Source organism: Martelella sp. AD-3 (assembly GCF_001578105.1).
GTDB lineage: Bacteria > Pseudomonadota > Alphaproteobacteria > Rhizobiales > Rhizobiaceae > Martelella.
Window position 1 is genome coordinate 4177727 of sequence record NZ_CP014275.1, and the last position, 23228, is coordinate 4200954.

Consider the following 23228-nt stretch of genomic DNA (forward strand, 5'->3'; position numbering starts at 1 on the left):
CTCATTGCTCCATCAGTTGTGTGTCGAGCCGCTTCACCGCTTGAAGCAGCACCTCGGCTCCGAGCGCGATATCGGCGTTTTCCGCGAATTCTTCCGGCGCATGAGAACGCCCGTCCCGGCAGGGGATGAACACCATGCCGGCCCTGGCAATGCGCGCCATGAAGGCGGCGTCGTGGCCGGCACCCGATGCCATGCGGCGATGGCCGGCGCCGGTCGTTTGGCAGGCCGCATCAAGCGCATCCATCACCAGGTCATCCATCGGCATGGCCGGATTGTCGGAGACGAGGCGCGGCGGCGCGATGCTGACGCCATTGTCCCGCGCGATGCCTTCAAGAACCGCTTCAAGCGATGTCAGGAAATCACCGAGATCGTCGCGGTGTTCCGAGCGGATATCGAGCAGCATGCGCACCCTGGACGGCACGACGTTGGCGGCGTTGGGCCACATCTCGAATTCGCCGGTGGTGGCGGCAAAATGGCCGGGCGTCGCCGCAAGCGCGCTGGAAAGGGTCTCGACAGCGAGCACCGCATGGGCGGCGGCGGCGAGCGCATCGGCGCGGCGGTTCATCGGCGTCGTGCCGGCATGGTCGGCCCGGCCCTCGACAATGATCTCGACGCGGGTGATGCCGGCAATGGCGGTGACGACGCCGATGTCCAACGTCTCGCCTTCCAGCACCGGCCCCTGCTCGATGTGAAGCTCGAGAAAGGCGCGGATATCGTCGCGGGCTTTCTGTTCGGCGTCCGGATCGCCGCCAACGTCTCTGATGCCTTCGGCCAGCGTCATGCTATCTGCTTTCCGCCCCAGCCATTCATCCGGGCGAACACCGGCCATGCCGCGCGAACCGATACAGGAGACGCCGAAGATCGAGACTTCCTCGGCGAGAAAGTCCGTCACTTCCAGATCGTGTTCGAGTTCTATGCCCGCCTCCTCAAGACCGCGCGCCACTTCGAGCGCGACGACAACGCCGGCAACCCCGTCGAAACGCCCTCCATCCGGGACGGTGTCCGAATGCGATCCGAGCATGATCGTGCCGATGCCGGGCGTCCTGCCCTTGCGCGCGCCGACCAGATTACCCGCCGCATCGATCCGGGTTTCAAGACCTGCGGCGCGAAACGCGTTTTCAAGATAGGCACGGCCTTCGAGAAAGAGCGGCGAGAAGGCACGGCGCGTCCACGGCCGGTTCGGGTCGGTGATCGCGGCCAGCGCGTCGATATCGGCGGCGATGCGCGCCGGAGAAACAGCGAGATTGCGGCTCATCGGATCATCTCCCGAAGCGGCAGGCTCGCCTCGGGGCGCACGAAAGCGCCCGTGCCGGGCTCGACGACGGCCTTTCCGTCAAAGACCTGTTTTCCGCGCAGCCATGTCGCCGCCACCCTGTAGGGCAGCCGCATGCCGTTATAGGGTGACCAGCCGACGACATTATTGCCGCTTTCGCCCGCGTCATAGACGAAATCGCCCGGTTCCAGCACGGCAATATCGGCGTGCTTGCCGATCTCAAGCGCGCCTTTTAAATGGTCGATACGGAAATGCTTCGCCGGGTTTGCCGCCATCAGTCTTGCAGCCCAGAAGAGCGGCACGCCATGCTCGAGCGCGCCCTTGATGAAGAGCGGCATCATCACCTCAAGCCCCGGAACGCCCGAGGCATTCGCCAGCATCTCGGGATTGGTCTTGCGGTCCTCCGACCAGCTCACATGATCTGTGGAGACCAGCGTGACATTGCCTGAAGCCACATGCCGCCAGAGTTTTTCGACCTCGGCGCGCGGACGCACCGGCGGGTTGATCTTGGCCTTGCCGCCAAGCCGCTTCACATCATTTTCCTCGTCCAGCGTCAGATAATGAATGCAGCATTCGACCGTGGCATTGTGGCCCTCAGCCCGATAACCGGCGGCGATTTCGTAGCCGCGGCCAAGCGAGCAGTGCACCACATGGGCCGGGCAGCCGGTTGCCGCCCCGGTCTCGTAGATCTGGTGCATGGCGAGCAGCTCGGTCAACGGCGGGCGCGACAGGCCGTGGGCGCGGTAATCGGTGACGCCGGAGGCCTTGACCTTCGCGATTGCGGCGTTGACGAATTCATCGTCTTCATTGTGAACGCCGGCGGCAAGGCCGGTGGGCGCGATCGCTGCAAAGCATTCTTCCAGAAGCGCGGCGGGGATGCGGGGAAAACGGGTTGGATGGGTGCCGAAGGTGGAAAACTTGAAAGCGGCAACCCCGGCGTCTACCTGCTCGGCGATGCGGGCGGCGCCTTCAGCGGGATCAACTGTGCCATAGAGCGCGAAATCGACGCGCGCCTGCGGCGAAGCGTGGGCGATCTTCTTTTTGACTGCTTCGGCCGAATTCACCACATTGCCCTCGTCATAGGGCATGTCGATGATGGTGGTGACGCCGCCGCCGGCGGCCGAGCGCGTCGACCAGATGAAATCCTCCTGGTCCTTCTGACTCAGTGAATGCACCTGCGCGTCGATGGCGCCTGGCAGGATCAGGGCGTCGCCGAGATCATGGCGCTCGCGGGCGGTGGGGGCGATGCCCTGGCCGATGGCGGCGATCAGCCCGTCTCGGACGGCGACGTAGCCGCCCCTGACCACCCGATCGGAAAGCACCAGCGTGCCTTTCAGAACGAGATCGAAATCCGACATTTGATGTCTCCTAGTAGAAGCGGCCGGTGCGCCGCGCGGTTGCCCGCTCGAACATCACGAAACCATCGTGAATGAGGAGCGCCAGAACCCCGACCACGAGGCCGCCTTGCAGAACGAAAGCGGTGTTGTTCGACAACAGCCCGGCGATGATCACCTCCCCGAGCGTCTTGGCGGCAACCGTCGAGCCGATCGTCGCCGTCGCCAGCGAGATGACGACCGAAAGGCGGATGCCGGCGAGAATGACGGGAAAGGCCAGCGGAAACTCGACCTGCATCAGGCGCTGCGTGCCGGTCATGCCAACCCCGCGCGCGGCCTCCGAGACATTGCCCGGCAAATTGGTCAGCCCCGTCAGCGCGTTTTCGAAGATCGGCAGAAGGCCATAGAGAAAGAGCGCGATCAGCGTCGGAATCGGCCCGAAGCCGAACATCGGCACGGCAAGCGCCAGCACGGCGACCGGCGGAAAGGTCTGGCCGATATTGGCGATCGAGCGCGACAGCGGCAGGAACTCGACGCCGAAGGGCCGTGTGACGATGATGGCGAGACCGACGGAAAAGAGCGTCGCCGCAACCGTCGCCACGCCGACAATGGCGAGGTGGCTCAGCGTCAGGGAGAGCAGGCTGGTCTGGGTATAGATCGCCGGCGCGCCGTTCTGCGTGAACGGGCGGAACACCGGCGCGAAGGCTTCCGGGAAGCTGATGAAGGCGATCAGCAGCACGAGAAGCGCCAGACGGATGATTACCGAAGCCCTCATGATGCCGGTCCCGCGGCGCGGCGGATCAGGGCATCGCGGGTGACGCGGCCGATCACCTTGCCGTCACGCTCGACCGGCAGCGCGTCACGGCCGGACCACAGCGCCGCGGCCAGCGCGTCCTTCAGGCTTGCCGAAGCGGGGATCGCTTCGCCCTCGGCCGGGCCTTCCTCGACGAGATTTTCGCAGGCCTCCAGCGAGAGCATGCGGAAGGCCTTGTCGCCGGTGCCGAGCAGTTCGTTGACGAAGGCGCTTGCCGGATCGGCGATGATTTCGGCCGCCGGCGCATATTGCTCGAGCTTTCCCTCATGCATGACCGCGATCTTGTGGCCGAGGAGAATCGCCTCGTCCATATCGTGAGTGACGAGCACGACCGTGGTGGAGAATTTCTTCTGGATGTCGATCAGGTCTTCCTGCGCCTTGGCGCGGATGATCGGGTCGAGAGCGCCGAAGGGTTCGTCCATCAGCAACACGGCAGGTTCGGCGGCGAGCGCCCGGGCGACGCCGATACGCTGCTGCTGGCCGCCGGAAAGCTCATGCGGCATGCGATCGCGAAAGGCTTCCGGCTCCAGGTGGAACAGTTCGAGCAGTTCATCGACGCGGGCATTTCGCCGCTTCCTGTCCCAGCCGAGAAGCTTCGGCACGGTGGCGATATTCTCCGCCACCGTGCGGTGGGGAAACAGGCCGTGGCCCTGAATGGCATAGCCGATGCCGCGGCGAAGCTCGTAATCCGGCAATTCGCGATTGTCGCGCCCGTCGATGCGGATCATGCCCGAAGTCGGCTCCACGAGACGGTTGATCATCCGCATCAGCGTGGTCTTACCGGAACCGGACGTGCCGACGATCGCCGCCAGTTCGCCGCGCTCGACTTGGAGCGAGACATTGTCGACGGCATTATAGTCGCCATAGACCTTGGTAATTCCCTCGATCTCGATCATGCCCGGCTCCCGTTTTTGGATTTTGTCTGGCTGATTTCGACAAGCGCATCGAGAATGATGGCCGCGGCAAAGGCCATGCCGACGACCGGCAGCGCGCCCAGGAGCACGAGGTCGGTTGCCGTCTGGGCGATGCCCTGAAAGACGAATGTGCCGTATCCGCCGCCGCCGATCAGCCCGGCAATCACCGCAAGGCCGATATTCTGCACCAGCACGATGCGGATGCCGGTGAGGATGACGGGAAAGGCCAGCGGCAGCTCCACCTGGAAAAGCCGCTGGCGGCCGGTCATGCCCATGCCGCGGGCGGCCTCGCGGGCATCGCGCGGCACGCTGTCAAGGCCGGCGACCGTGTTGGAAACGACCGGCAGCAGCGAATAGGCAAAGAGCGCCACAATGGCCGGGGCAAAGCCGATGCCGGCAATGCCGAGTTCGGCCGCCCCAGGCACATTGCGGCCGACCCAGGCGAGCGGCGCGATCAACAGGCCAAACAGCGCGATCGACGGAATGGTCTGCAGCACGTTGAGGCTGTTGAGAATGGTGGCGCGCACCTTCGGCACGCGAAAGCACAGGATCCCGATCGGGATGCCGGCAATCGAGGCTGCCGCCAGCGAACCGAAGGCCAGCTCCACATGGGTGCGGCCTTCGCGCCAGAAGGCGGAAGCGCGGTTGTTGTATTCCTTCAGGATCGAAAGGTCGTTCCAGGCGCCGGACCAGAGCAGAAGCCCGATGGCGAATGAAGCGATGACCAGAAACGCGATCCGCATCATCGGCGGCAAGGCCTTGCGCACGATCGCATCGGCCATGGCGATCGAGAAGGCAAAGAGCAGGATCCAGAAGCTCGCGCCGGGCGAGACGCGGGCATACGGATTGTCTTCCGGCATCAGGAAATAGCCCGCGCGGCCGACCATCAGGGCCAGAACAGCGATGGCCGCGACGGAGACGCCGAGCCTCAGATTGACCGGCGTCTTGAACAGGATGACGGCAATGGCGGCAAGCATGGCAGCGACAAGGGCGACGGCCTGCCAGAGCGGCATCGCCGACCAGACCATGATATTCTCCGCCGCCACGATACGGTTCGCGCGAAACAGCGCGAAGGGCTGAAGGAAGAGCGCCACCAGCGCAATCGCCGCGACGATGATGCCGAGCTTGTCAAGCCGGCTTACGGCCCGGCCGTCCTTTCGGTATTCGCTGATGGCTGACATGGCATGCCCTTCGGCTTGTCGGTCGGTTGTCCCGCTTGCGGCGGGGTGCGATATGTCCCTTTAATCTCCCCCCTTGAGGGGGAGATGTCGCGAAAGCGACAGAGGGGGGTAAGGGCAAGAGCCGCATACACCGTGCCTCGTTGGAGAGGGTTCACCCCTCTCTGCCCCTGTCGGGGCATCTCCCCCTCAAGGGGGGAGATTGTTTTTGCTGCATTGCTGCCGATTCCGGCCTTACTTCACAAACCCGTTCGAGGTCAGGTAGTCCTTGGCAACCGCGTCGGCGGGCTCGCCGCCGACCTGGACGCGACCGTTGAGGTCCTGCAGGGTTTCAAGCGTCAGCCCCTCGAAGATCGGCTTCAGGATCTCGGCAATCTCAGGATATTCCTCGAGCCGGACCTCGCGGATGATCGGGGTCGGCAGATAGACCGGCTGCACGCCCTTGTCGTCTTCCATCACCTTGAGGCCCGAGGGCGCAATCCCGCCGTCCGTGCCGTAGACCATGGCGGCGTTGGCGCCCGAGGTCTGCTTTGCCGCAGCCGCGATCGTTGCCGCCGTATCGCCGCCGGAAAGCTGGATCAGCTGGCCGGAGGTGAGATCGAAGCCATAGGCCTTCTCGAAGGCCGGAAGCGCCGCCGGCGAGGTGACGAATTCGGAGGATGCCGCAAGCTTCACCGTGCCGCCATCGGCGACAAAGGCGCCGAATTCGCTCATCGTCGAAAGATTGTTCGGATCGGCGACATCCTTGCGCAGGGCGATTGCCCAGGTGTTGTTGGCGTCAGCCGGCGTCAGCCAGACGATCTTGTTGGCGTCATAGTCGAGCTTCTTGGCCTCTTCATAGCCGGCCTCCGGCTTGTTCCAGACCGGAAGGTCGGTCTTGTTGAAGAAGAAGGCGGCATTGCCGGTATATTCGGGATAGATGTCGATCTGGCCCTGCGTGATTGCCTGGCGGACGATCGGCGTGCCGCCGAGCTGGATCTTGTTTTCCGTCGGAATGTCGTTGGCCTCAAGCGCCTGAAGGATGATGTTGCCGAGCACCCCGCCTTCCGTGTCGATCTTGGAAGAAACCACGACGGGATCGGCCGAGGCCGCGCCTGCGAAGGCAAAGGCCGAGATGGCGAGCGCGCCGGTCAGTATAGCAAGTCGTTTCATGATCTGTCCCTCTCTTGACGGTCCTCGTGAGAACCTTGCTGTGTCGCCCGCGGCCTCAAGCCGTTTCAGGCGGTGCGAGTGCGAAAAAGTCATCGAGCAGGGCCAGCGGCGCCTGTTCGATCAGTCTGGTCATTGTCGCATCCGAGCCGAGCTCCTCTTCGATCTGCTCGACCTCGCTCGAAAGCGGCCTGTCCTTCAGATAGAGCGCGGAATGCGATCTGACGATAGCATAGACCAGATTTGCGACGCCGCGCGGCTCATCGCCCGAAATATCCATGGCCTGGGCGGCAAGCAGCGCCTCAAGCCCTGCCATGCGGCGCAGCGCCCTGACCTGGCGCTCGAAGCGTTCGACCACCAGCGGCAGGAAGGCCGCCTCGTCCTCGATCCCGCCGGCCACCACCAGCGACTGCGCCGATATCGGCGCCGACAGCGACTGCGTCCGGATGAAGAGATCGCCGGCGAGCTTCAGGATCGGGCCGAAGCCGGTGGCGACCGTGCCATGCGGCACGAGATTGACCGGCAGGTCGCGCCGCCCCCCGTTCGCGAGGATGACGCAGCGGTTGAAGATGTTGCGCGCCACATGGGCCATGGCGATCTGGGCGGCCTGCATGTAGATCGTCACATCAAGCGGCAGCGAGCCGCCGGAGGTCAGCACCTCATTGCCGATGACCACCGGATTGTCATCGGTGCGGCCGGTGGCGGCCAGTATTGTCCGGCCGGCAATCGTCAGGCTCTCGATCGTCGTGCCGAAGACCTGCGGCATCATCCGGATCGACAACGGGTCCTGCACATGGCTTGCAGACGTCCAGCACCAGTCGTCGAAGGCGCGGCAGAGCCAGACGCCGATATCGGCATGCGCATGCGTGCCCACTTCGACCACCGAGCGCCACGGCGCGATCGCAGCGCCCATGGCGCCCGCCGTCGCAAGGCCCGTCGCCAGGAGCACGCGCACGGCAAGGGCGGCCTTGTGCAAGGCGGAGGCGGCGGAAGCATAGCCGATGGCGTTCAGCGAGAAGGAAGCGAGCGCGTCGCGCGGCTCCATGCGCAAGGGCTGCAGGCCGGTTGCTGCGAATGCCTCGGTCACCGGCATGCGGCGGCCCTGATAGACCGCATCGCCGACGCCGGTAAGCGCCGCCGAAACCTGGCCCATCAAGCCGATGTCGGCGCAACCGATGGAGCCGGTGCGGCGCACGACCGGGATCACGTCATGTTCGAGCAGCGCCTGAAAGGCTTCCACAAGTGCCATGGAACAGCCGACCCGACCGGTCAGCGCCGTGTTGATGCGGATCGCGATCGCATTGCGGACGATCTCCACCGGGAAGGGGTCTCCGGTTCCGAAATGATGGGCGCGCACAAGGCCGAGATTGAAATCCTCCAGCGCCTCGACCGTCCACTCGGTATCCTTCATCGCGCCGACGCCGGTATTGGCGCCGTAGATCGAAAGTCCTTCGGCAAGCCGGTCGCGCACCACCTGATGGGCGCGCTCGACCCGCTCGATCCCCGCCTGGGTGACGACCGGCAGCGCTAGGCCCGCGCCGATCCGCGACAGGATGTCGAAGTCCAGCGGCTGGCCTGAAAACATGATGGCGTTGTTCTTCGCGCGCATTCGGTTCCCCATTTGTTGAAGGCAAGCGTATTGGATTATTGCCGAAGACGGGATATCCCATATGATGAACGGGAGATGCTCCGGATTTATGCAATGACGTTTTTGCCTATAAAATAACCAGCAGCAAATGGCAGGCGCGTATGGACACCCTGACACTCTGCAGCGTGTATGAGGTTCTGAAATGCGGCGGCCTGCGCCCGGCGGCGCGCGCGCTCAGGCGCCCGCCGGCGAGCATGGCTGCGGCCGTCGACAGGACGGAGACCGAGCTGGCCACGCCGCTGGTGCAGAAGGCCGGATCGCGCCTGTCGCTGACGCTCGAGGGCCGGCGGTTGATGCCGGATATCGCCCTTGCGGCGGGCACGGCCCGTGCGCTCGGAGAACTCGCCGACATCGATGCCGGGCGCAAGGCGATGCTGTCGGTCAGCATCCTGACGCTGTCCCGCTTCTGCCAGGCGGCGCGCGCGGGCAGCATCCGCCGCGCGGCGCGCGAGATCGGCATCGGCCAGCCGCAGCTTTCCCGCCAGATCTCCGCCTTCGAGGCGGACATGAACCGGGCGCTCTTCACCCGCAGCGCAGACGGCATAGACCTGACGTCCGCCGGCCAGCAGGCGCTCGCCCTCGCCGAGACGCTGGAGGAGGTTTGGAGGCGGCTGACCGGCAGCGCCGACCGCCAGTTCCGCCGCACCGTTTCCACCTGCCATCTTGGGTCCGTGATCCCGCTCGGCTACGAGAGCAACACGGCACGGGCGCTCGCGCGGCTTTCCGCGCGGTGGCTCGAGCAGCGCCCCGGCGCGCCGCTGTTCATCTCCTCCACCACGGCGGACGAACTGATGCGCGGCCTGCAGGGCGGCATCTATGACGTGGCGCTGCTTGATACCGAGTCGATCCCCGAGAGTTTCGAGCGCCGGGCGATCTCCCGCTCAAGGCTTTCCGTCGTCGGCCCGCGAAGACTGATCGAAAAGAGCGGCGGGGACATCGCCAATCTGGTTCTGACGCGGCCTGTCGCGGTGCCGAGTCTGAAGAGCGGACTGCGGCAGAAGGCCGATCTGCTTTTCGCCGAAAAGCTGAGCGAGGCCGAACGGGCGGCCATGCGCATGGTCGAGGTCGATTCCCTGCCGATCATCGTCAACCTCGTCGTCGAGCACGATTTCGTTGCCGTCCTGCCGCAGGCGGCCTTCCTCGCCATGGCGGCGCCCATCGGCAGCATTCCGCTTTCCGATCGTTTCAGCCTCACGCTTTCCCTCGTCTGGCCGCCGACGGCCGCCGCCGCCCGCCAGGCAGCCCGCATTCTGGACGTCCTGCCGGCGATCGAGTGACCGTCCGGCGCGGCACCCGCAAAATTCTGCCGTCTTTCGCAAGGAACATTCGGCCTGCCCGAACGGTTTTACGTTCAGGCAAATATATCCCCGTCTCAAAGAGGAGGTCCGCCATGAGCCTGTTCAAACTTCCCCATAAATCCTGGGTCGTCGTCTGTGATGGAGCACGGGCGCTGTTCATGGAGAATATCGGCGATGCCGAAAGCCTGAACCTGCGGGTGGCAGAGCGCTCAGCCCAGGAGGATGCGCCGTCGCGCGAGATCGGCACGGACAGGCCCGGCCGCTCGCATTCCTCGGTCGGCAACGGGCGCAGCGCGATGGAGGAAACCGACTGGCATGAACAGGCCGAGCAGGAATTTCTCAAACGCACGGCGGAGCGCCTCAACGCGCTCGTCTATGACAAGACGATCGAGGATTTTGTGCTGATCGCGCCTCCGCCCGCCATTGGCGCGTTGCGGCCTCATCTCACGCCCGAGACGACGGCGGCGATGCGCGAGGAAATCCAGAAGGAACTCGCCAATCAGTCGGTCGCCGATATCGAGAAGCACCTGACCAGGCTGAGAGCAGCCTGAGCCAGTGCGGCGGCGAATGCGGACCCGCCGGTCGCCCGCGCCCGCCGCCAGTTCCGTCAAATACCGTCGCAAGAGATGCGAAAACGCCAGCTCCGGCACGAAATGATTGATATCGATCATCTTTTGATCGCATCAAAACAGTTTTCGACCAAAAGTACGCACAAAATCTTGCTTTTCTGATTCTTCTGGTTCATTTTCCGGGAATGGAATTCCGTACGGGAGGACGGAATGGCGGAGTTGCACCGGCACCAGAAAATACTGGCCCTGCTTGCTGAGCACCCCTTTCTCTCGGTCACCGAACTGACCGACGCGACGGGCGTGTCCGCGGCGACCGTCCGGCGCGACATCGACAAGCTTGAGAAGGCAGGTTTCGGCCAGCGCGTACATGGCGGCATCGCGGCCGAAAAGGGTCATCACGCCCGCCGCGCCATCCCCCTTCCCTTCATGGAAAACCGCGACATCGCGGTCGAGCAGAAACGGGCGATTGCGGCCGCCGCCTCGACGCTCGTGCGCGACGGCACGTCGATCATCATTCACGGCGGCTCGACCTGCTTTCACTTCGGCATGGCCATTGCCCGGCGCAATCTCAGGGTCTTCACCCATTCCATGCCGCTCGCCGCCTATCTCGCCGAATATGGCGAATGCCAGCTGACCATCGGCGGCGGCGGCCTGCACCGAGAGCCCGGCATCGTCTATGACCGGTTCGCTGACGAACGCGCCTTCTATGCCTCGCAGTTCTTCGTCGGCGCGCTCGGCATTGAACGGCAAGGGCTGATGGAGACCAACCCGCTGCTGGTCCAGCTGACCCGCGACATGGCAGCCTTCGCCAACGAGATCATCGTGCTCGTCGACAGCCGGAAGTTTGCCGAACGGACATCGACGCTGTCCCTGCCCTTTGCCCAGATCCGCAGGCTCGTGACCGATGACGGCCTCGCCGATGCCGATGCCCGCATGCTCGAGGAGGAGGGGGTGGACTATATCGTCGCCGCGCGAAAGGGAGAGACCGAAGCATGAACGATACCGCACGCCCGGTTCTGGAAATGGCGGACATTTCAAAAACCTTCGGGACCGTCAGGGCGCTCGAGGATGTTGCGATCACCGCCCATGGCGGCGAGGTGCACGCGCTGATGGGCGAAAACGGCGCCGGCAAATCGACCCTGATGAAAATCCTCTCCGGCGCCTATACGCCGGACAGGGGCGGCACCATTCTGGTCGGCGGCAAGCCGGTGCCGGAGGGCAATCCCAAGGCGGCCAAGGCCATGGGCGTCGCCGTGATCTACCAGGAGCTCTCGCTCGCGCCCAACCTGACGGTCGCCGAAAACATCTTCCTCGGCAATGAGCGCGCGCGCTCCGGCATCGTCAACCGCGCGGAGATGCGTTCGCGCACCGCGCCGCTGCTGAAACGCCTCGGCGTCGATTTCTCGCCCTCGACGGTGGTCGGCAGTCTCTCGCTCGGCGAACGCCAGCTCGTCGAGATCGCCCGGGCCATGTCCACCAATGCCCGGATCATCGTCATGGACGAGCCGACGACCTCGCTGTCGAGCCGCGAGACCGAGCGCCTGTTCGACGTGATCGCGGCGCTCAAGGCCGACGGCATCGCCATCATCTATATCTCGCACCGTATGGAGGAGGTCTACCGGCTCGCCGACCGCTGCTCGGTGCTGCGCGACGGCAAATATATCGGCACGCTCGACCGCGACGAACTGAGCGCCGAACGGCTGATCTCGATGATGGTCGGGCGCGACCTCTCGACCTTCTACAAGAAGGCGCATGTCGAACGCGACGAAACCGCCGAAACCGTTCTCGAGGTGCGCAATATGAGCGCCGGCCGCAAGGTGCGCGATTGCTCCTTTTCCGTCCGGCGCGGCGAGGTGCTGGGCGTCTCCGGCCTTGTCGGCTCGGGGCGCACCGAACTTGCCCGGCTGATCTACGGCGCCGACAGGGCGACATCGGGCACGGTGCTGCTCGAGGGACGGGAGGTGACCCCGCAAAGCCCGAGCGCCGCGCTTGACGCCGGCATCGTCTACCTGACGGAAGACCGAAAGCAGCTCGGCCTGTTCCTCGACATGACGATTGCCGACAACATCAACATTTGCGTCATGGGCGAGGATTCGGGACCCGCCGGAACGCGCAATTTCAAGGCGGCGCGCAAGCGGGCGCGCGCCGAGTTCGAGAAACTGTCGATCCGCGCGCCCTCGCCTTTCGTCAATGTCGGTTCGCTGTCGGGCGGCAACCAGCAGAAGGTGCTGCTCGGACGGCTGCTCGAAGTCAAACCGAAGGTGATCATTCTCGACGAGCCGACCCGCGGCGTCGATGTCGGCGCGAAATCCGAAATCTACCGGCTGATCGATGAGCTGGCGCGCCAGGGTCTCGCCGTGGTGATGATCTCCAGCGAACTGCCGGAAATCATCAATGTCGCCGATCGGGTCATCGTCATGCGCGAGGGCGAGATTGCCGGCGAGGTCAAGTCGTCAGACGGGGCAGCGATCGAACAGGAAGCAATCATGCGGCTTTCCACGGGAACCGGGGCCGCGGCATGACACACGGCGCTAAGAGGCCGAAGGAGGACATCTATGACTGAGGCGCAGAAGGGGGCGGCAAACGGCCGGTCCTACCAGGTCGGCACGCTGATCAAGACGCTCGGCATGCTGCCGGTGCTGATCCTGCTGGCCATCGGATTCCAGCTTCTGACCGGCAAGTTTCTCGGGGTCAACAATCTGTCGATCGTCATGCAGCAGGCCTCGATCAACATCGTACTGGCGGCCGGCATGACTTTTGTCATCCTGACCGGGGGCATCGACCTTTCGGTCGGCTCGATCCTTGCTGCGTCCGCCATGGCGGCGGTGATGTTCTCGCTCAACCCGGCGCTCGGCTGGATCGGCGTGCCGGCAGGGCTGGCGCTCGGCCTGGTCTTCGGCCTTGCCAACGGCGCGCTGGTCGCGTTCCTGCGATTGCCGCCCTTCATCGTCACGCTCGGGTCGCTGACGGCGGTGCGGGGCGTGGCGCGGCTGATGGGCAACGACACGACGGTTTTCAACGCCGAACTGCCATTCGCGGTGATCGGAAACGGCGCGATCCTGGGCGTGCCGATCCTCGCCATCATCGCCCTTCTGGTCATCCTGATTTCCTGGTTCGTGCTACGCCGCACGGTGCTCGGCACCTGGATCTACGCTGTCGGCGGCAACCAGGAGGCAGCCCGGCTGACGGGCATCAAGGTGCCGCTTGTGCTCCTGTTCGTCTACGGCGTCTCCGGCCTGATGGCCGGGCTTGGCGGCGTTATGTCGGCGGCCAGGCTTTATGCGGCCAACGGCCTGCAACTCGGACAATCCTATGAGCTCGACGCAATCGCCGCCGTCATTCTGGGCGGTACCAGTTTCGTTGGCGGCGTCGGCTCGATCTGGGGCACGCTGATCGGTGCGCTGATCATCGCTGTCCTCTCGAACGGCCTGATCCTGACGGGAACGTCGGACATCTGGCAGTTCATCATCAAGGGCCTTGTCATTATCGCTGCCGTCACCCTCGACCGCTTCCGCGGCAAGGGTTCCGACAGGACGTAAAGGCCCTTCATCAACGCATGAAACGCGAAAAGCGGAGGAGCAAACCCATGCAGATTTCGAAGAAACTTCTTCTTGGCGCGGCAGCGGCCATCGCCATGATGGCGTCCGGCGCGCAGGCGCAGGACAAGGAACTGAACAGCATCGGCATTTCCGTCGGCCTGCTCGGCAACCCGTTCTTCGTCGCCACCATCAAGGGCATCGAGGACCGCGCCCGCGAGATCAACCCGGATGTCGAGATCACCTCGGTTTCCGCCGACTACGACCTCAACAAGCAGGTGAGCCAGATCGACAACTTCATCGCCAAGGGCGTCGACATCATCATGCTGAACGCCGTGGACGACACGGCGATCGCGCCCGCCGTCAACCGCGCGAAGAACGCCGGCATCACGATCGCCGCCTTCGACGTTTCCGCGCCGGGCGCTGACGTGACCGTGATGACGGATAATATCGCCGCCGGCCAGAAGGCCTGCCAGTACATCGTCGACGCGCTTTCCGGCGAAGGCAATGTCGCCATCATCAAGGGCCCGTCCTCCTCCTCGCTCAATGACCGTTTCACCGGCTGCATGGAGGTGTTCGAGGCCAATGACGGCATCAATGTCGTCTCCAACGACCAGAACGGCCTGGCCGCGCGCGAAGGCGGCATGAATGTGATGCAGGGTCTGCTGACCCGTTTCTCCGATCTCGACGCGGTCTTCGGCGCCAATGACCCGATGGCGCTCGGCGCCCAGCTTGCCGCCAAGCAGCTCGGTCGCACCGACATCATCATCACCGGCGTTGACGGAGCGCCGGACACGGAGAAATCGCTGAAAGACCCGAATTCGCTGCTGAAGGCCTCCGCCTCCCAGGACCCCTACGTCATGGCGGGCGAAGCGCTTGAGCTTGGCTACAAGTTCTATCAGGGCGAGGATATCGAGGAGACCACCGTCCTGCTCGAGCCGCAGCTGATCACGGCGGACAATATCGACGAGTATCAGGGCTGGACGGCCGTCCGCGAGTAAGCCCGGACCCGCCCCGCACCCGCATTGAGGCCTGTGAGGCGCGGCGGCTATTCCGTCGCGCCTTTTCGTGTCTGAGTCTCTCCTTCTTGATGCGCGTCAAGGTGGCGATTTCTTCTTTCCGCACACTGGACTTGAGCCGGTTTGCCGGTAAGCTCGCCGCAGGCGGGAGCCGGCGGCAATCGCCGCTGCGGGAGAGGCCATGCAGGACCAGCAAACAGCCAAGACCGACGACAATCGCCGCAAGCCGATTTTTTCCGCGCGCGGCATATCGAAGGTCTATACGAGCGGCGAGGTCGAGGTGAAGGCGCTGGCCGGCGTCGATCTCGACCTCTTCGACGGCGAGATGGTGGTGCTGCTCGGCCCCTCGGGCAGCGGCAAGTCGACGCTTTTGAACATTGTCGGCGGGCTCGACCGGGCGAGCTCGGGTACGGTCCGGTTTCGCGACGAGATCATTTCCGATTATCCCGAATGGAAGCTGACGCGCTATCGCCGCGCCCATGTCGGCTTCGTCTTCCAGTTCTACAATCTGATTCCGAGCCTGACGGCGCGCGAGAATGTGGCGCTGGTGGCGGCGATCTCGAAAAACCCGATGCCGCCCGAAGAGGCGCTGGAAATGGTCGGGCTGAAACATCGGCTGGATCATTTTCCGGCCCAGATGTCCGGCGGCGAGCAGCAGCGGGTCGCCATTGCCCGTGCCATTGCCAAGCGGCCGGAGGTTCTCTTCTGCGACGAGCCGACCGGCGCGCTCGATTCGAAGACCGGCATTCTCGTGCTCGAGGTGCTCTGCCGCATCAATGAGGAGCTTGGCGCCACGGTCGCCATCATCACCCACAATGCCGATATCCGCAGGATCGCCCATCGTGTCATCACCTTCCGCGACGGGCGGATCGAGGGCACCGAGGTCAACGAGGAGCGCCTGAACCCGGCGGACATAAAATGGTAGCGATCCTCGACCGCAAGCTTCTGCGCGACGTGCGCCGCCTCTGGGCGCAGCTTCTGGCGGTTGCGCTGGTGCTGGCCTGCGGCGTGGCTGTGCTGATCATGGCCGTCGGCGTCTACCGCTCGCTGATCGAGACGCGCGACACGTTTTATGACCGCTATCGCTTCGCCGACGTCTTTGCCACGGTGACCCGCGCGCCCGACCGGCTGGCCGAGGAGATACGGGCGATCGACGGGGTGTTGCGCGCCGATTTCCGCGTGGTCAAGCCCGCCATTCTCGACATTACCGGCATGCAGGCCCCGGCCGCCGCCACCGTGGTCTCGACGCCCGACAGCGGCGAGCCACTCTTAAACCGCGTCTATATCCGCGCCGGGCGCCTGCCCGACCCGAACCGCGTCGGCGAGGTGGCGGTTTCGGAGAATTTCGCCAAGGCGCACGGCTTTGCGCCCGGAGACCGTTTCGAGGCGCTGATGGACGGAAAGAAGCGCCGTCTCACCATCACCGCCATCGTTCTCTCGCCCGAATATGTCTACGCCATCGGCCCGGGCGACATGGTGCCGGACAATGCCCGCTACGGCATCCTCTATATGCCGGAAACCGTGCTTGACGGCATATTCGACATGGACGGCGCGTTCAACGAGGTGGCGCTGCAACTCGGGCGCAACGCCAATGAAGAGGCGGTGATCGAACGCCTCGACGGCCTGCTCTCCCCCTATGGCGGGATCGGCGCCTATGGCCGCGACCGGCAGATATCGAACGCCTTCGTGGACAGCGAACTGACGCAGCTGAAGGCGATGGCGGGGGTTTTGCCGCCAATCTTCCTCGGGGTTGCCGCCTTCCTCGTCAACATGGTGCTGTCGCGGATGATCGCGCTCGAGCGCGAACAGATCGGCCTGTTGAAGGCGCTCGGTTTTTCAAGCCCGGCCATCGCCGCGCACTATATCAAGCTGACGCTGGTGATCGTGATCATCGGCACGGCGATCGGCTTTGCGCTCGGGAGCTGGTGGGGCGTGGCGATGACCAGGCTATACGTGCGCTTCTACACCTTCCCCTTCCTGGTGTTCGACTGGAGCCCGGACGTCTATCTCCTGGCGGGAGGCGTGGCCGCCGCAGCCGCTTTGGTCGGCGCGGCAAGGGTGATCTATCGCGCGGCGAGCCTGCCGGCCGCCGTTGCGATGCGCCCGCCCGAACCGGTGCGCTACCGGCAGCTTTCGCTCGGATTCCGGCTGCCGCGCCTGCTCTCCGAACTGACGATCATGGCGCTGCGCAATATCACGCGGTTTCCGGTGCGCGCGGCAATGACCGTGGTCGGCATCGCCATGCCGGTGGCGCTTCTGACGGTCGGCATGTCCACCTCCAATTCCATGGATGCGATGATCCGGGCGATCTTCTTCGACACGCAGCGCCAGGACGCAACCGTCAGCTTCACCGATGCGCTGACGCCCGAGGCGCTCATTGCGCTCCGCCGCCTGCCCGGCGTGATGCGCGCGGAAGGGTTTCGGTCCGAACCGGTGATCCTGCGCAACGGCTACCTCGAAAAGCATCTGTCGATCAACAGCGCTGCAAGTTCCGACGATCTCTCCCGTGTGGTGGATCCGGATGCCGTGCAGCTTTCCATTCCGCCAGACGGGCTGATGATCAGCGAACGGGTGGCCGAAACGCTCGGCCTTTCCACCGGCGACATGGCCGAGGTCGAGCTCGTGACGCGAAACCATCGTCTCGTCGACGTGCCGGTCACCTCGGTCGTACAGAGTTTTCTGGGTCTGGCCGTCTTCATGGACGACGCGGCGCTCGACCATCTGGTCGGCGACGGTCGCCGGATTTCAGGCGCCAATATCGCCGTCGACGAGACCCGGCTTGCCGCCTTCTACGGCGCGGTCAAGGACACGCCGAAGATTGCAGGCGTGGCGCTCAACCGGCTGTCGCTGGAAAACTTCCGCAAGACGATGCGGGAAAACATCGACATCATGTCGACCATCTATATCGCGCTTGCGGCCGTCATCACCTTCGGCGTCGTCTATAATTCCGCGCGCATCCTGCTGTCCGAGCGCGGACGCGAGCTGGCGAGCCTCAGGGTGCTCGGTTTCTCCCGCGCGGAAGTCTCGCAGGTGCTGCTGGTGGAAATCGCGGCACTGATCACGCTCGCCCAGCCGATCGGCTGGTATCTTGGCTATTTCTTCGCCAAGCTGGTGATTTCAGGGTTTTCGAGCGACCTGTTCACCATTCCGTTCGTCGTCGATCTCGACAGCTATGCGCGCGCGTCGCTGGTGGTCGTGATCGCCGGCCTTTTGTCCGCGCTGATCGTACGTCGGCGGATCGACCGGTTCGATCTCGTCGAAGTGCTGAAAACGAGGGAGTAGGCATATGGGAAAATGGATCAGGAGAGGGCTTCTTGCGGTCGTGGCGCTCGCCGTGATCGGCGGGTTCTATCTTGCCATGCGCGAGAAGCCGGTGGCCGTCGACGTGGCGAGGATTGCGTCCGGGCCAATGGAGGTCACCATCCTGCAGGAGGGCAAGACGCGGGTGAAGGAGATCTACACCATCCACACGCCGATTGCCGGGCAGATGCTGCGCACCCGCTTTGACGAGGGCGATGCGGTGGAGGCGGGTAAAAGCGTGGTTGCCCGAATCCTGCCCTCGCAATCCGCCCTTCTCGATCCGCGCACCCGCGATGAGTTGCGCGCCGCCCTCGATGCCGCGAAAGTGGCGGTCGCCATCGCCGAGGCCGAACGGGTGAAGGCGTCGGCCAATCTCGAGCAGGCCGACGACCAGCTCCGGCGCTATCGCAATCTCAGCCAGCGCGACACGATTTCCGCGATGGAACTGCAGCAGGCCGTCACCGCCGTGGACGTGGCGAAGGCCCAGCTCAATGCGGCGGAAGCCACGGTATCCCTGCGCCAGGCGGAGATGAAGGCGGCAGAAGCACGGCTATCCGAGCCGCGCGCGGCGCTTCTGGCAGACGAGGAGGACTGCTGCATCGACCTGACCGCCCCCGCCGACGGCGTCATCCTCGATATCTATGCCCGCAGCGCCCAGCCGGTGGCGATCGGCGCCAAGATCGCCGATATCGGCGACCCGCGCAATCTGGAAGCCGTGGTCGATCTTCTGTCGACGGACGCTGTTCACATCCATGCCGGCACGAAGGCCGAGATCGTCGACTGGGGCGGAGAGCCGGTTGCGGCAACCGTCCGGCGCGTCGAGCCCGCAGCCTATGAAAAGGTCTCCGCGCTCGGCATTTCCGAGCAGCGGGTCGACGCGATCCTCGATTTCGACACCGTGCCCGAAGGCCTCGGCAATGCCTTCCGCATCTATGCCCGGCTGGTGATCTGGAAGGCCGACAATGTTACGCAGGTGCCGATCGCCGCGCTGTTCCGCTCCGGCAATGACTGGCAGGTCTTCAGGGTCGATGGCGACAGGGCCGCGATCACCACGGTCGAGATCGGCCGGATGAACGACGAGGCAGCCGAAGTGACCGACGGGCTTGCCGCCGGCGATCAGGTGGTGCTGCATCCCAGCGACACTTTGTCGGACGGTTCGCCGGTGACGCTGAGGCGCCTGGAAGCGCCGTGATGCCGCACCTGCATTGACCCGGCGCATTGCCTGGCCTCTCCGCCTTGATCCCACTGCCATTTCGGCCTAATACTTTTCTTTATCGAATTCCGATCTTGATGGATTATGAATTTCTGAAGTGTTGACGACCTTTGACATGGATGCGCTGCGCACCGTCGTGGTGGGAACGGACCTCGGCAGCTTTGCTCGGGCGGCGGTGCAGCTCGGCCGCTCGCAATCGGCCGTGAGCATGCATTTGAAGAAGCTGGAGCAACAGACCGGCACCGTGCTTTTCCGGCGCAGCGGCCGCGGTCTCGTGCCGACTGAGGCGGGAGACGCCTTCATCGCCTATGCGCGCAGGATCATCGCCCTGAATGACGAGGCCGCACTTTCGATGGGCGTTGCCGCGACGACGGCCTCCGTCCGCCTCGGCGTGCCGCAGGATTTCTTCGATGACGTGATGCCCGCGACGCTGAGCGCCTTCTCGAACGAATACGACGCCGTGCATGTCGATATCCGCGCGGGCGAAAACCACAGCCTTGCCGAGGACGTGCGCACCGGTCGCCTTGACGCCGCAATCGCCTTCTTCGGCGCCGGCAGCCCGGGCGAAGGCGAGACGCTGTGCCGCCTGCCGATGCGCTGGCTGTCGACCGCCGATACGCTGGCGACGCTGCGGAGCGATCCGGTCCCGCTGGTGCTTTTCAACCATCCCTGCCTGTTCCGGCAGGCAGCGCTTGCCGCACTGGACAAAAGCCGGATGCGCTGGCGCCCCGCCCTGACGACGCCGAGCCTTCCGGCCGTATGGTCGGCGCTGCGGTCGGGTCTCGGCATTGCGGTGCGCACCGACCATGCCAGGCCGGAGGATATCGTCAGTGCCGGGAGGGAATGCGGCCTCCCGGAACTGCCGGCAATCGAACTGCGCCTGCTGCGCAGGCCGGATATTGCGCCCGTCGCCGACCGGTTGGCTGAGATCCTGCGGCAGGAAACGCTGGGGAGGGTGACGGCCGGCAGCGGCAGGCAACAGCCCGATGCGTTGTGCGCGGCGCCTGCGCACGCGAGGCAAGCATGACCACGGAGCGCTTTCCCGATCGTCCGATCGCCGCGACCATTGCCGTTGTCATCCGCGCCGGCAGGGTTTTGCTGGTGCGCCGGGCCAATCCGCCCGATGCCGGGCGCTGGGGCTTTCCCGGCGGCAAGATCGAACGCGGCGAAACGCTGCATCAGGCGGCCCTGCGGGAGTTGAAGGAGGAAACCGGCGTGAATGCAACGGCGCTCCGCACCTTCACCGCCGTCGATGCCTTCGACTATGCGGGGGACGGCCGCCTGCGCCGCCAGTTTGTCCTGATCGCGGTGCTGTGTCGGTGGCTTGGAGGCGAGCCGGTTGCCGGCGACGACGCGCTCGAGGCCCGCTGGATCGACCTTGAAACGCTTGCCGGCGCCAACCTGGCGCTCAGCATGGACGTCGCCGGCGTAGCGGCGCAGGCGGCCGAAATCCTGGCTGAAGCGCAATCGTGAAGGCCGGGCACGGCCCGGTGCACATCGTTCAACCGGAGAGCCCGTCGATCTCCGTTCGGAACCTGCGGGCAGCCGCCTCGGGATCGGGCTGGCCACAGATTGCCGAGACCACGGCCAGGCCCTGTGCGCCGGCGGCGAAAACCTCGGCTACATGCCCGGTCTTCAAGCCGCCGATGGCGACGGCGGGAACCGGGCTCGCTGCAATCTGCGCTTTCAGCCCGTCAAGGCCGACCGGCGTCTTGTGGTCGGCCTTGGTGGGCGTGGCAAAGACCGGTCCGGCGCCGATATAATCGACCAGCGCGGGATCGGCTGCGGCGGCAAGCGCCGGGGTTTCCACCGTCAGGCCGAGGATTGCCCGCGGGCCGATCAGCGCCCGCGTCTCGGCCGCGCCCATGTCGCCCTGCCCGATGTGAACGCCGTCCGCGCCGATCGCCGCCGCCGCCTCCACATCGTCATTGATGATCAGCACCGCGCCGCTGCCGGCAAGCGCCGCCTTCAGCGCCCGTCCGGTCTCGATCATGGCCGCCGTGCCGCCGGCCTTGTCGCGAAGCTGCACCGCGCTCACCCCGCCCGCCACGGCGCGGCGCGCGGTCTCGACCATGCCGATCCCCGCGCAAAGGCCGGGATCGAGAACCAGATAGAGCGAAAGGTCGAAGGATCGCCCCAGACAGGGAGCGCCTTGAGTCATGTCAGGCCTCGCTTTCCAGCGGAACGTAGAGCGCCCCGCCCTCGCGGAATTTCTCCGCCATCTTCGCCATGCCCTCCTTCTGTGCCTCGGCGCGGATATCGTGGGAGATGCGCATCGAGCAGAATTTCGGGCCGCACATCGAACAGAAATGCGCCACCTTGTGCGCCTCCTTCGGCAGGGTCTCGTCATGCATCGACCGCGCCGTTTCCGGGTCGAGCGACAGGTTGAACTGGTCCTCCCAGCGGAACTCGAAGCGCGCGCGCGACACCGCGTCGTCGCGGATGCGGGCGGCCGGGTGCCCCTTGGCCAGATCGGCGGCATGAGCGGCGATCTTGTAGGTGATCACCCCGGTCTTGACGTCGTCTCGGTCCGGCAGGCCGAGATGCTCCTTCGGCGTCACATAGCAGAGCATCGCCGTGCCGAACCAGCCGATCATCGCCGCGCCGATGCCGGAGGTGATGTGATCATAGCCCGGCGCGATATCGGTGGTCAGCGGCCCGAGCGTGTAAAACGGCGCCTCGCCGCAGGTCTCAAGCTGCTTGTCCATATTGGCCTTGATCTTGTGCATCGGCACATGGCCGGGTCCCTCGATCATCACCTGGCAATCCTTCGCCCATGCGATCTGCGTGAGCTCCCCAAGCGTCTCAAGCTCGGCGAACTGCGCCTCGTCGTTGGCATCGGCAATGGAGCCTGGGCGCAGGCCGTCGCCAAGCGAGAAGGATACGTCATAGGCGCGGGCAATATCGCAGATCTCGTCGAAATGCTCGTAGAGGAAGCTCTCGCGATGATGATGCAGGCACCACTTGGCCATGATCGAGCCGCCGCGCGAGACGATGCCGGTCACCCGGCCCACCGTCATCGGGATCATGTGCAGCCTGACCCCGGCATGGATGGTGAAGTAATCCACGCCCTGCTCGGCCTGCTCGATCAGCGTGTCGCGGAAGACCTCCCAGCTCAGGTCCTCGGCAATGCCGCCGACCTTTTCCAGCGCCTGATAGAGCGGCACGGTCCCGATCGGAACCGGCGCATTGCGGATGATCCAGTCGCGGATATTGTGGATGTTTCGGCCGGTGGAGAGATCCATCACCGTGTCGGCGCCCCAGCGCGTGGCCCAGACCATCTTTTCCACTTCCTCGGCCATCGACGAGGTCACCGCCGAATTGCCGATATTGGCGTTGATCTTCACCAGAAAGTTCCGCCCGATTACCATCGGTTCGGCCTCGGGATGGTTGATATTGGCGGGGATGATTGCCCGGCCTTCCGCCACTTCATTTCGTACGAATTCGGGCGTAATGAAATCCGGGATCGTTGCGCCGAAGGCTTCGCCATCGCGCATCAAGGCCTCTTTCGCAGCCCTGCGCCCGAGATTTTCGCGGATGGCGACGAATTCCATTTCGGGCGTCACGATCCCGGCGCGGGCATAGGCCAGCTGGGTCACGGCGCGACCGCCCGTCGCCCGCCGCGGCCGATGGCGCACGGGAAATTCCGGCACCAGGCGCGCGCCCTCGGCAAAGCCGTTGTCCTCGGGTTTCACATGGCGGCCGTCATGGGCCTGTGTGTCGCCGCGCGCGACGATCCAGTCTTCGCGCAGCCGCGGCAGGCCGCCCTCGATGGTAAAGGCGGCATCCGGATCGGTATAGGGGCCGGAACTGTCATAAACGGTGACGGGCGGCTCGCCGGCGCTCGGATGCACATCGATCTCGCGCATGGGGATGCGGATATCGGGGTGAAGCACGCCCTTGTGCCAGACGCGGCGGGACGCCGGCAGCGGGCCTTTGGTGACGGTCGGAGATAGATCTTGCATCGGTCGGAGCCTCCATAG

The 23228-nt window shown here is 64.8% G+C and carries 20 protein-coding genes; 11 read left to right on the forward strand and 9 right to left on the reverse strand.

Features of this window, described 5'->3' with window-relative positions:
• Position 1 precedes the first annotated feature (1 nt).
• The 7 genes from AZF01_RS19300 to AZF01_RS19330 all read right to left on the reverse strand — a co-directional run bounded on the left by AZF01_RS19300 (position 2) and on the right by AZF01_RS19330 (position 8271).
• Complete coding sequence (locus tag AZF01_RS19300; RefSeq protein WP_024707608.1) at positions 2-1255, reverse strand: Zn-dependent hydrolase; 1254 nt, start codon at positions 1253-1255, stop codon at positions 2-4.
• Positions 1252-2631, reverse strand: a complete 1380-nt coding sequence (locus AZF01_RS19305; protein WP_024707609.1) for a dihydroorotase family protein — start codon at positions 2629-2631, stop codon at positions 1252-1254. The genes AZF01_RS19300 and AZF01_RS19305 overlap by 4 nt, the downstream gene beginning before the upstream one ends.
• A 10-nt stretch (positions 2632-2641) precedes the next feature.
• The gene (locus AZF01_RS19310) at positions 2642-3382 is read right to left on the reverse strand and encodes an ABC transporter permease (RefSeq protein ID WP_024707610.1); all 741 of its coding nucleotides are present in this window, start codon (positions 3380-3382) and stop codon (positions 2642-2644) included.
• Positions 3379-4317 carry an ABC transporter ATP-binding protein gene (locus AZF01_RS19315; protein ID WP_024707611.1) on the reverse strand — a complete coding sequence of 313 codons (939 nt, stop codon included), beginning with the start codon at positions 4315-4317 and terminating at the stop codon, positions 3379-3381. The genes AZF01_RS19310 and AZF01_RS19315 overlap by 4 nt, the downstream gene beginning before the upstream one ends.
• On the reverse strand, positions 4314-5516 hold the full coding sequence (locus AZF01_RS19320; RefSeq protein ID WP_024707612.1) for an ABC transporter permease: 1203 nt from the start codon (positions 5514-5516) through the stop codon (positions 4314-4316). The genes AZF01_RS19315 and AZF01_RS19320 overlap by 4 nt, the downstream gene beginning before the upstream one ends.
• A gap of 231 nt (positions 5517-5747) precedes the next feature.
• Positions 5748-6665: an ABC transporter substrate-binding protein gene (locus AZF01_RS19325; protein ID WP_024707613.1), complete on the reverse strand. Its 918-nt coding sequence runs from the start codon at positions 6663-6665 to the stop codon at positions 5748-5750.
• A gap of 55 nt (positions 6666-6720) precedes the next feature.
• Positions 6721-8271 carry an aromatic amino acid lyase gene (locus tag AZF01_RS19330; protein WP_024707614.1) on the reverse strand — a complete coding sequence of 517 codons (1551 nt, stop codon included), beginning with the start codon at positions 8269-8271 and terminating at the stop codon, positions 6721-6723.
• Between the two features lie 140 nt (positions 8272-8411).
• Here AZF01_RS19330 and AZF01_RS19335 point away from each other — a divergent pair, with 140 nt between their 5' ends.
• The 11 genes from AZF01_RS19335 to AZF01_RS19385 all read left to right on the forward strand — a co-directional run bounded on the left by AZF01_RS19335 (position 8412) and on the right by AZF01_RS19385 (position 20718).
• Positions 8412-9587 (forward strand): LysR family transcriptional regulator, encoded by a 1176-nt coding sequence (locus tag AZF01_RS19335; RefSeq protein WP_024707615.1) that lies wholly within the window; start codon positions 8412-8414, stop codon positions 9585-9587.
• Between the two features lie 113 nt (positions 9588-9700).
• Positions 9701-10159, forward strand: coding sequence for a host attachment protein (locus AZF01_RS19340; protein WP_024707616.1), 459 nt, complete (start codon positions 9701-9703; stop codon positions 10157-10159).
• Between the two features lie 228 nt (positions 10160-10387).
• Complete coding sequence (locus AZF01_RS19345) at positions 10388-11173, forward strand: DeoR/GlpR family DNA-binding transcription regulator (RefSeq protein WP_024707617.1); 786 nt, start codon at positions 10388-10390, stop codon at positions 11171-11173.
• Positions 11170-12699: a sugar ABC transporter ATP-binding protein gene (locus tag AZF01_RS19350; protein ID WP_024707618.1), complete on the forward strand. Its 1530-nt coding sequence runs from the start codon at positions 11170-11172 to the stop codon at positions 12697-12699. The genes AZF01_RS19345 and AZF01_RS19350 overlap by 4 nt, the downstream gene beginning before the upstream one ends.
• A 33-nt stretch (positions 12700-12732) precedes the next feature.
• Positions 12733-13716: a ribose ABC transporter permease gene (locus tag AZF01_RS19355; protein WP_024707619.1), complete on the forward strand. Its 984-nt coding sequence runs from the start codon at positions 12733-12735 to the stop codon at positions 13714-13716.
• 47 nt (positions 13717-13763) lie between these two features.
• The gene (locus tag AZF01_RS19360; protein WP_024707620.1) at positions 13764-14714 is read left to right on the forward strand and encodes an ABC transporter substrate-binding protein; all 951 of its coding nucleotides are present in this window, start codon (positions 13764-13766) and stop codon (positions 14712-14714) included.
• Between the two features lie 199 nt (positions 14715-14913).
• Positions 14914-15657, forward strand: a complete 744-nt coding sequence (locus AZF01_RS19365) for an ABC transporter ATP-binding protein (protein WP_024707621.1) — start codon at positions 14914-14916, stop codon at positions 15655-15657.
• Positions 15651-18014 carry an ABC transporter permease gene (locus tag AZF01_RS19370; RefSeq protein WP_024707622.1) on the forward strand — a complete coding sequence of 788 codons (2364 nt, stop codon included), beginning with the start codon at positions 15651-15653 and terminating at the stop codon, positions 18012-18014. Before AZF01_RS19365 ends, AZF01_RS19370 begins: the two co-directional genes overlap by 7 nt.
• 4 nt (positions 18015-18018) lie before the next feature.
• Entirely contained in the window at positions 18019-19224 is a 1206-nt protein-coding gene (locus tag AZF01_RS19375) for an efflux RND transporter periplasmic adaptor subunit (protein ID WP_024707623.1), read from the forward strand.
• A gap of 118 nt (positions 19225-19342) precedes the next feature.
• Positions 19343-20272, forward strand: a complete 930-nt coding sequence (locus tag AZF01_RS19380) for a LysR substrate-binding domain-containing protein (protein ID WP_197489623.1) — start codon at positions 19343-19345, stop codon at positions 20270-20272.
• Entirely contained in the window at positions 20269-20718 is a 450-nt protein-coding gene (locus AZF01_RS19385) for an NUDIX hydrolase (RefSeq protein ID WP_024707625.1), read from the forward strand. The genes AZF01_RS19380 and AZF01_RS19385 overlap by 4 nt, the downstream gene beginning before the upstream one ends.
• 28 nt (positions 20719-20746) lie before the next feature.
• Here AZF01_RS19385 and thiE read toward each other — a convergent pair whose 3' ends face one another.
• Positions 20747-21406, reverse strand: coding sequence for a thiamine phosphate synthase (gene thiE / locus AZF01_RS19390; protein WP_024707626.1), 660 nt, complete (start codon positions 21404-21406; stop codon positions 20747-20749).
• Position 21407: 1 nt separating this feature from the next.
• Complete coding sequence (gene thiC / locus AZF01_RS19395; protein ID WP_024707627.1) at positions 21408-23210, reverse strand: phosphomethylpyrimidine synthase ThiC; 1803 nt, start codon at positions 23208-23210, stop codon at positions 21408-21410.
• Positions 23211-23228 lie beyond the last annotated feature (18 nt).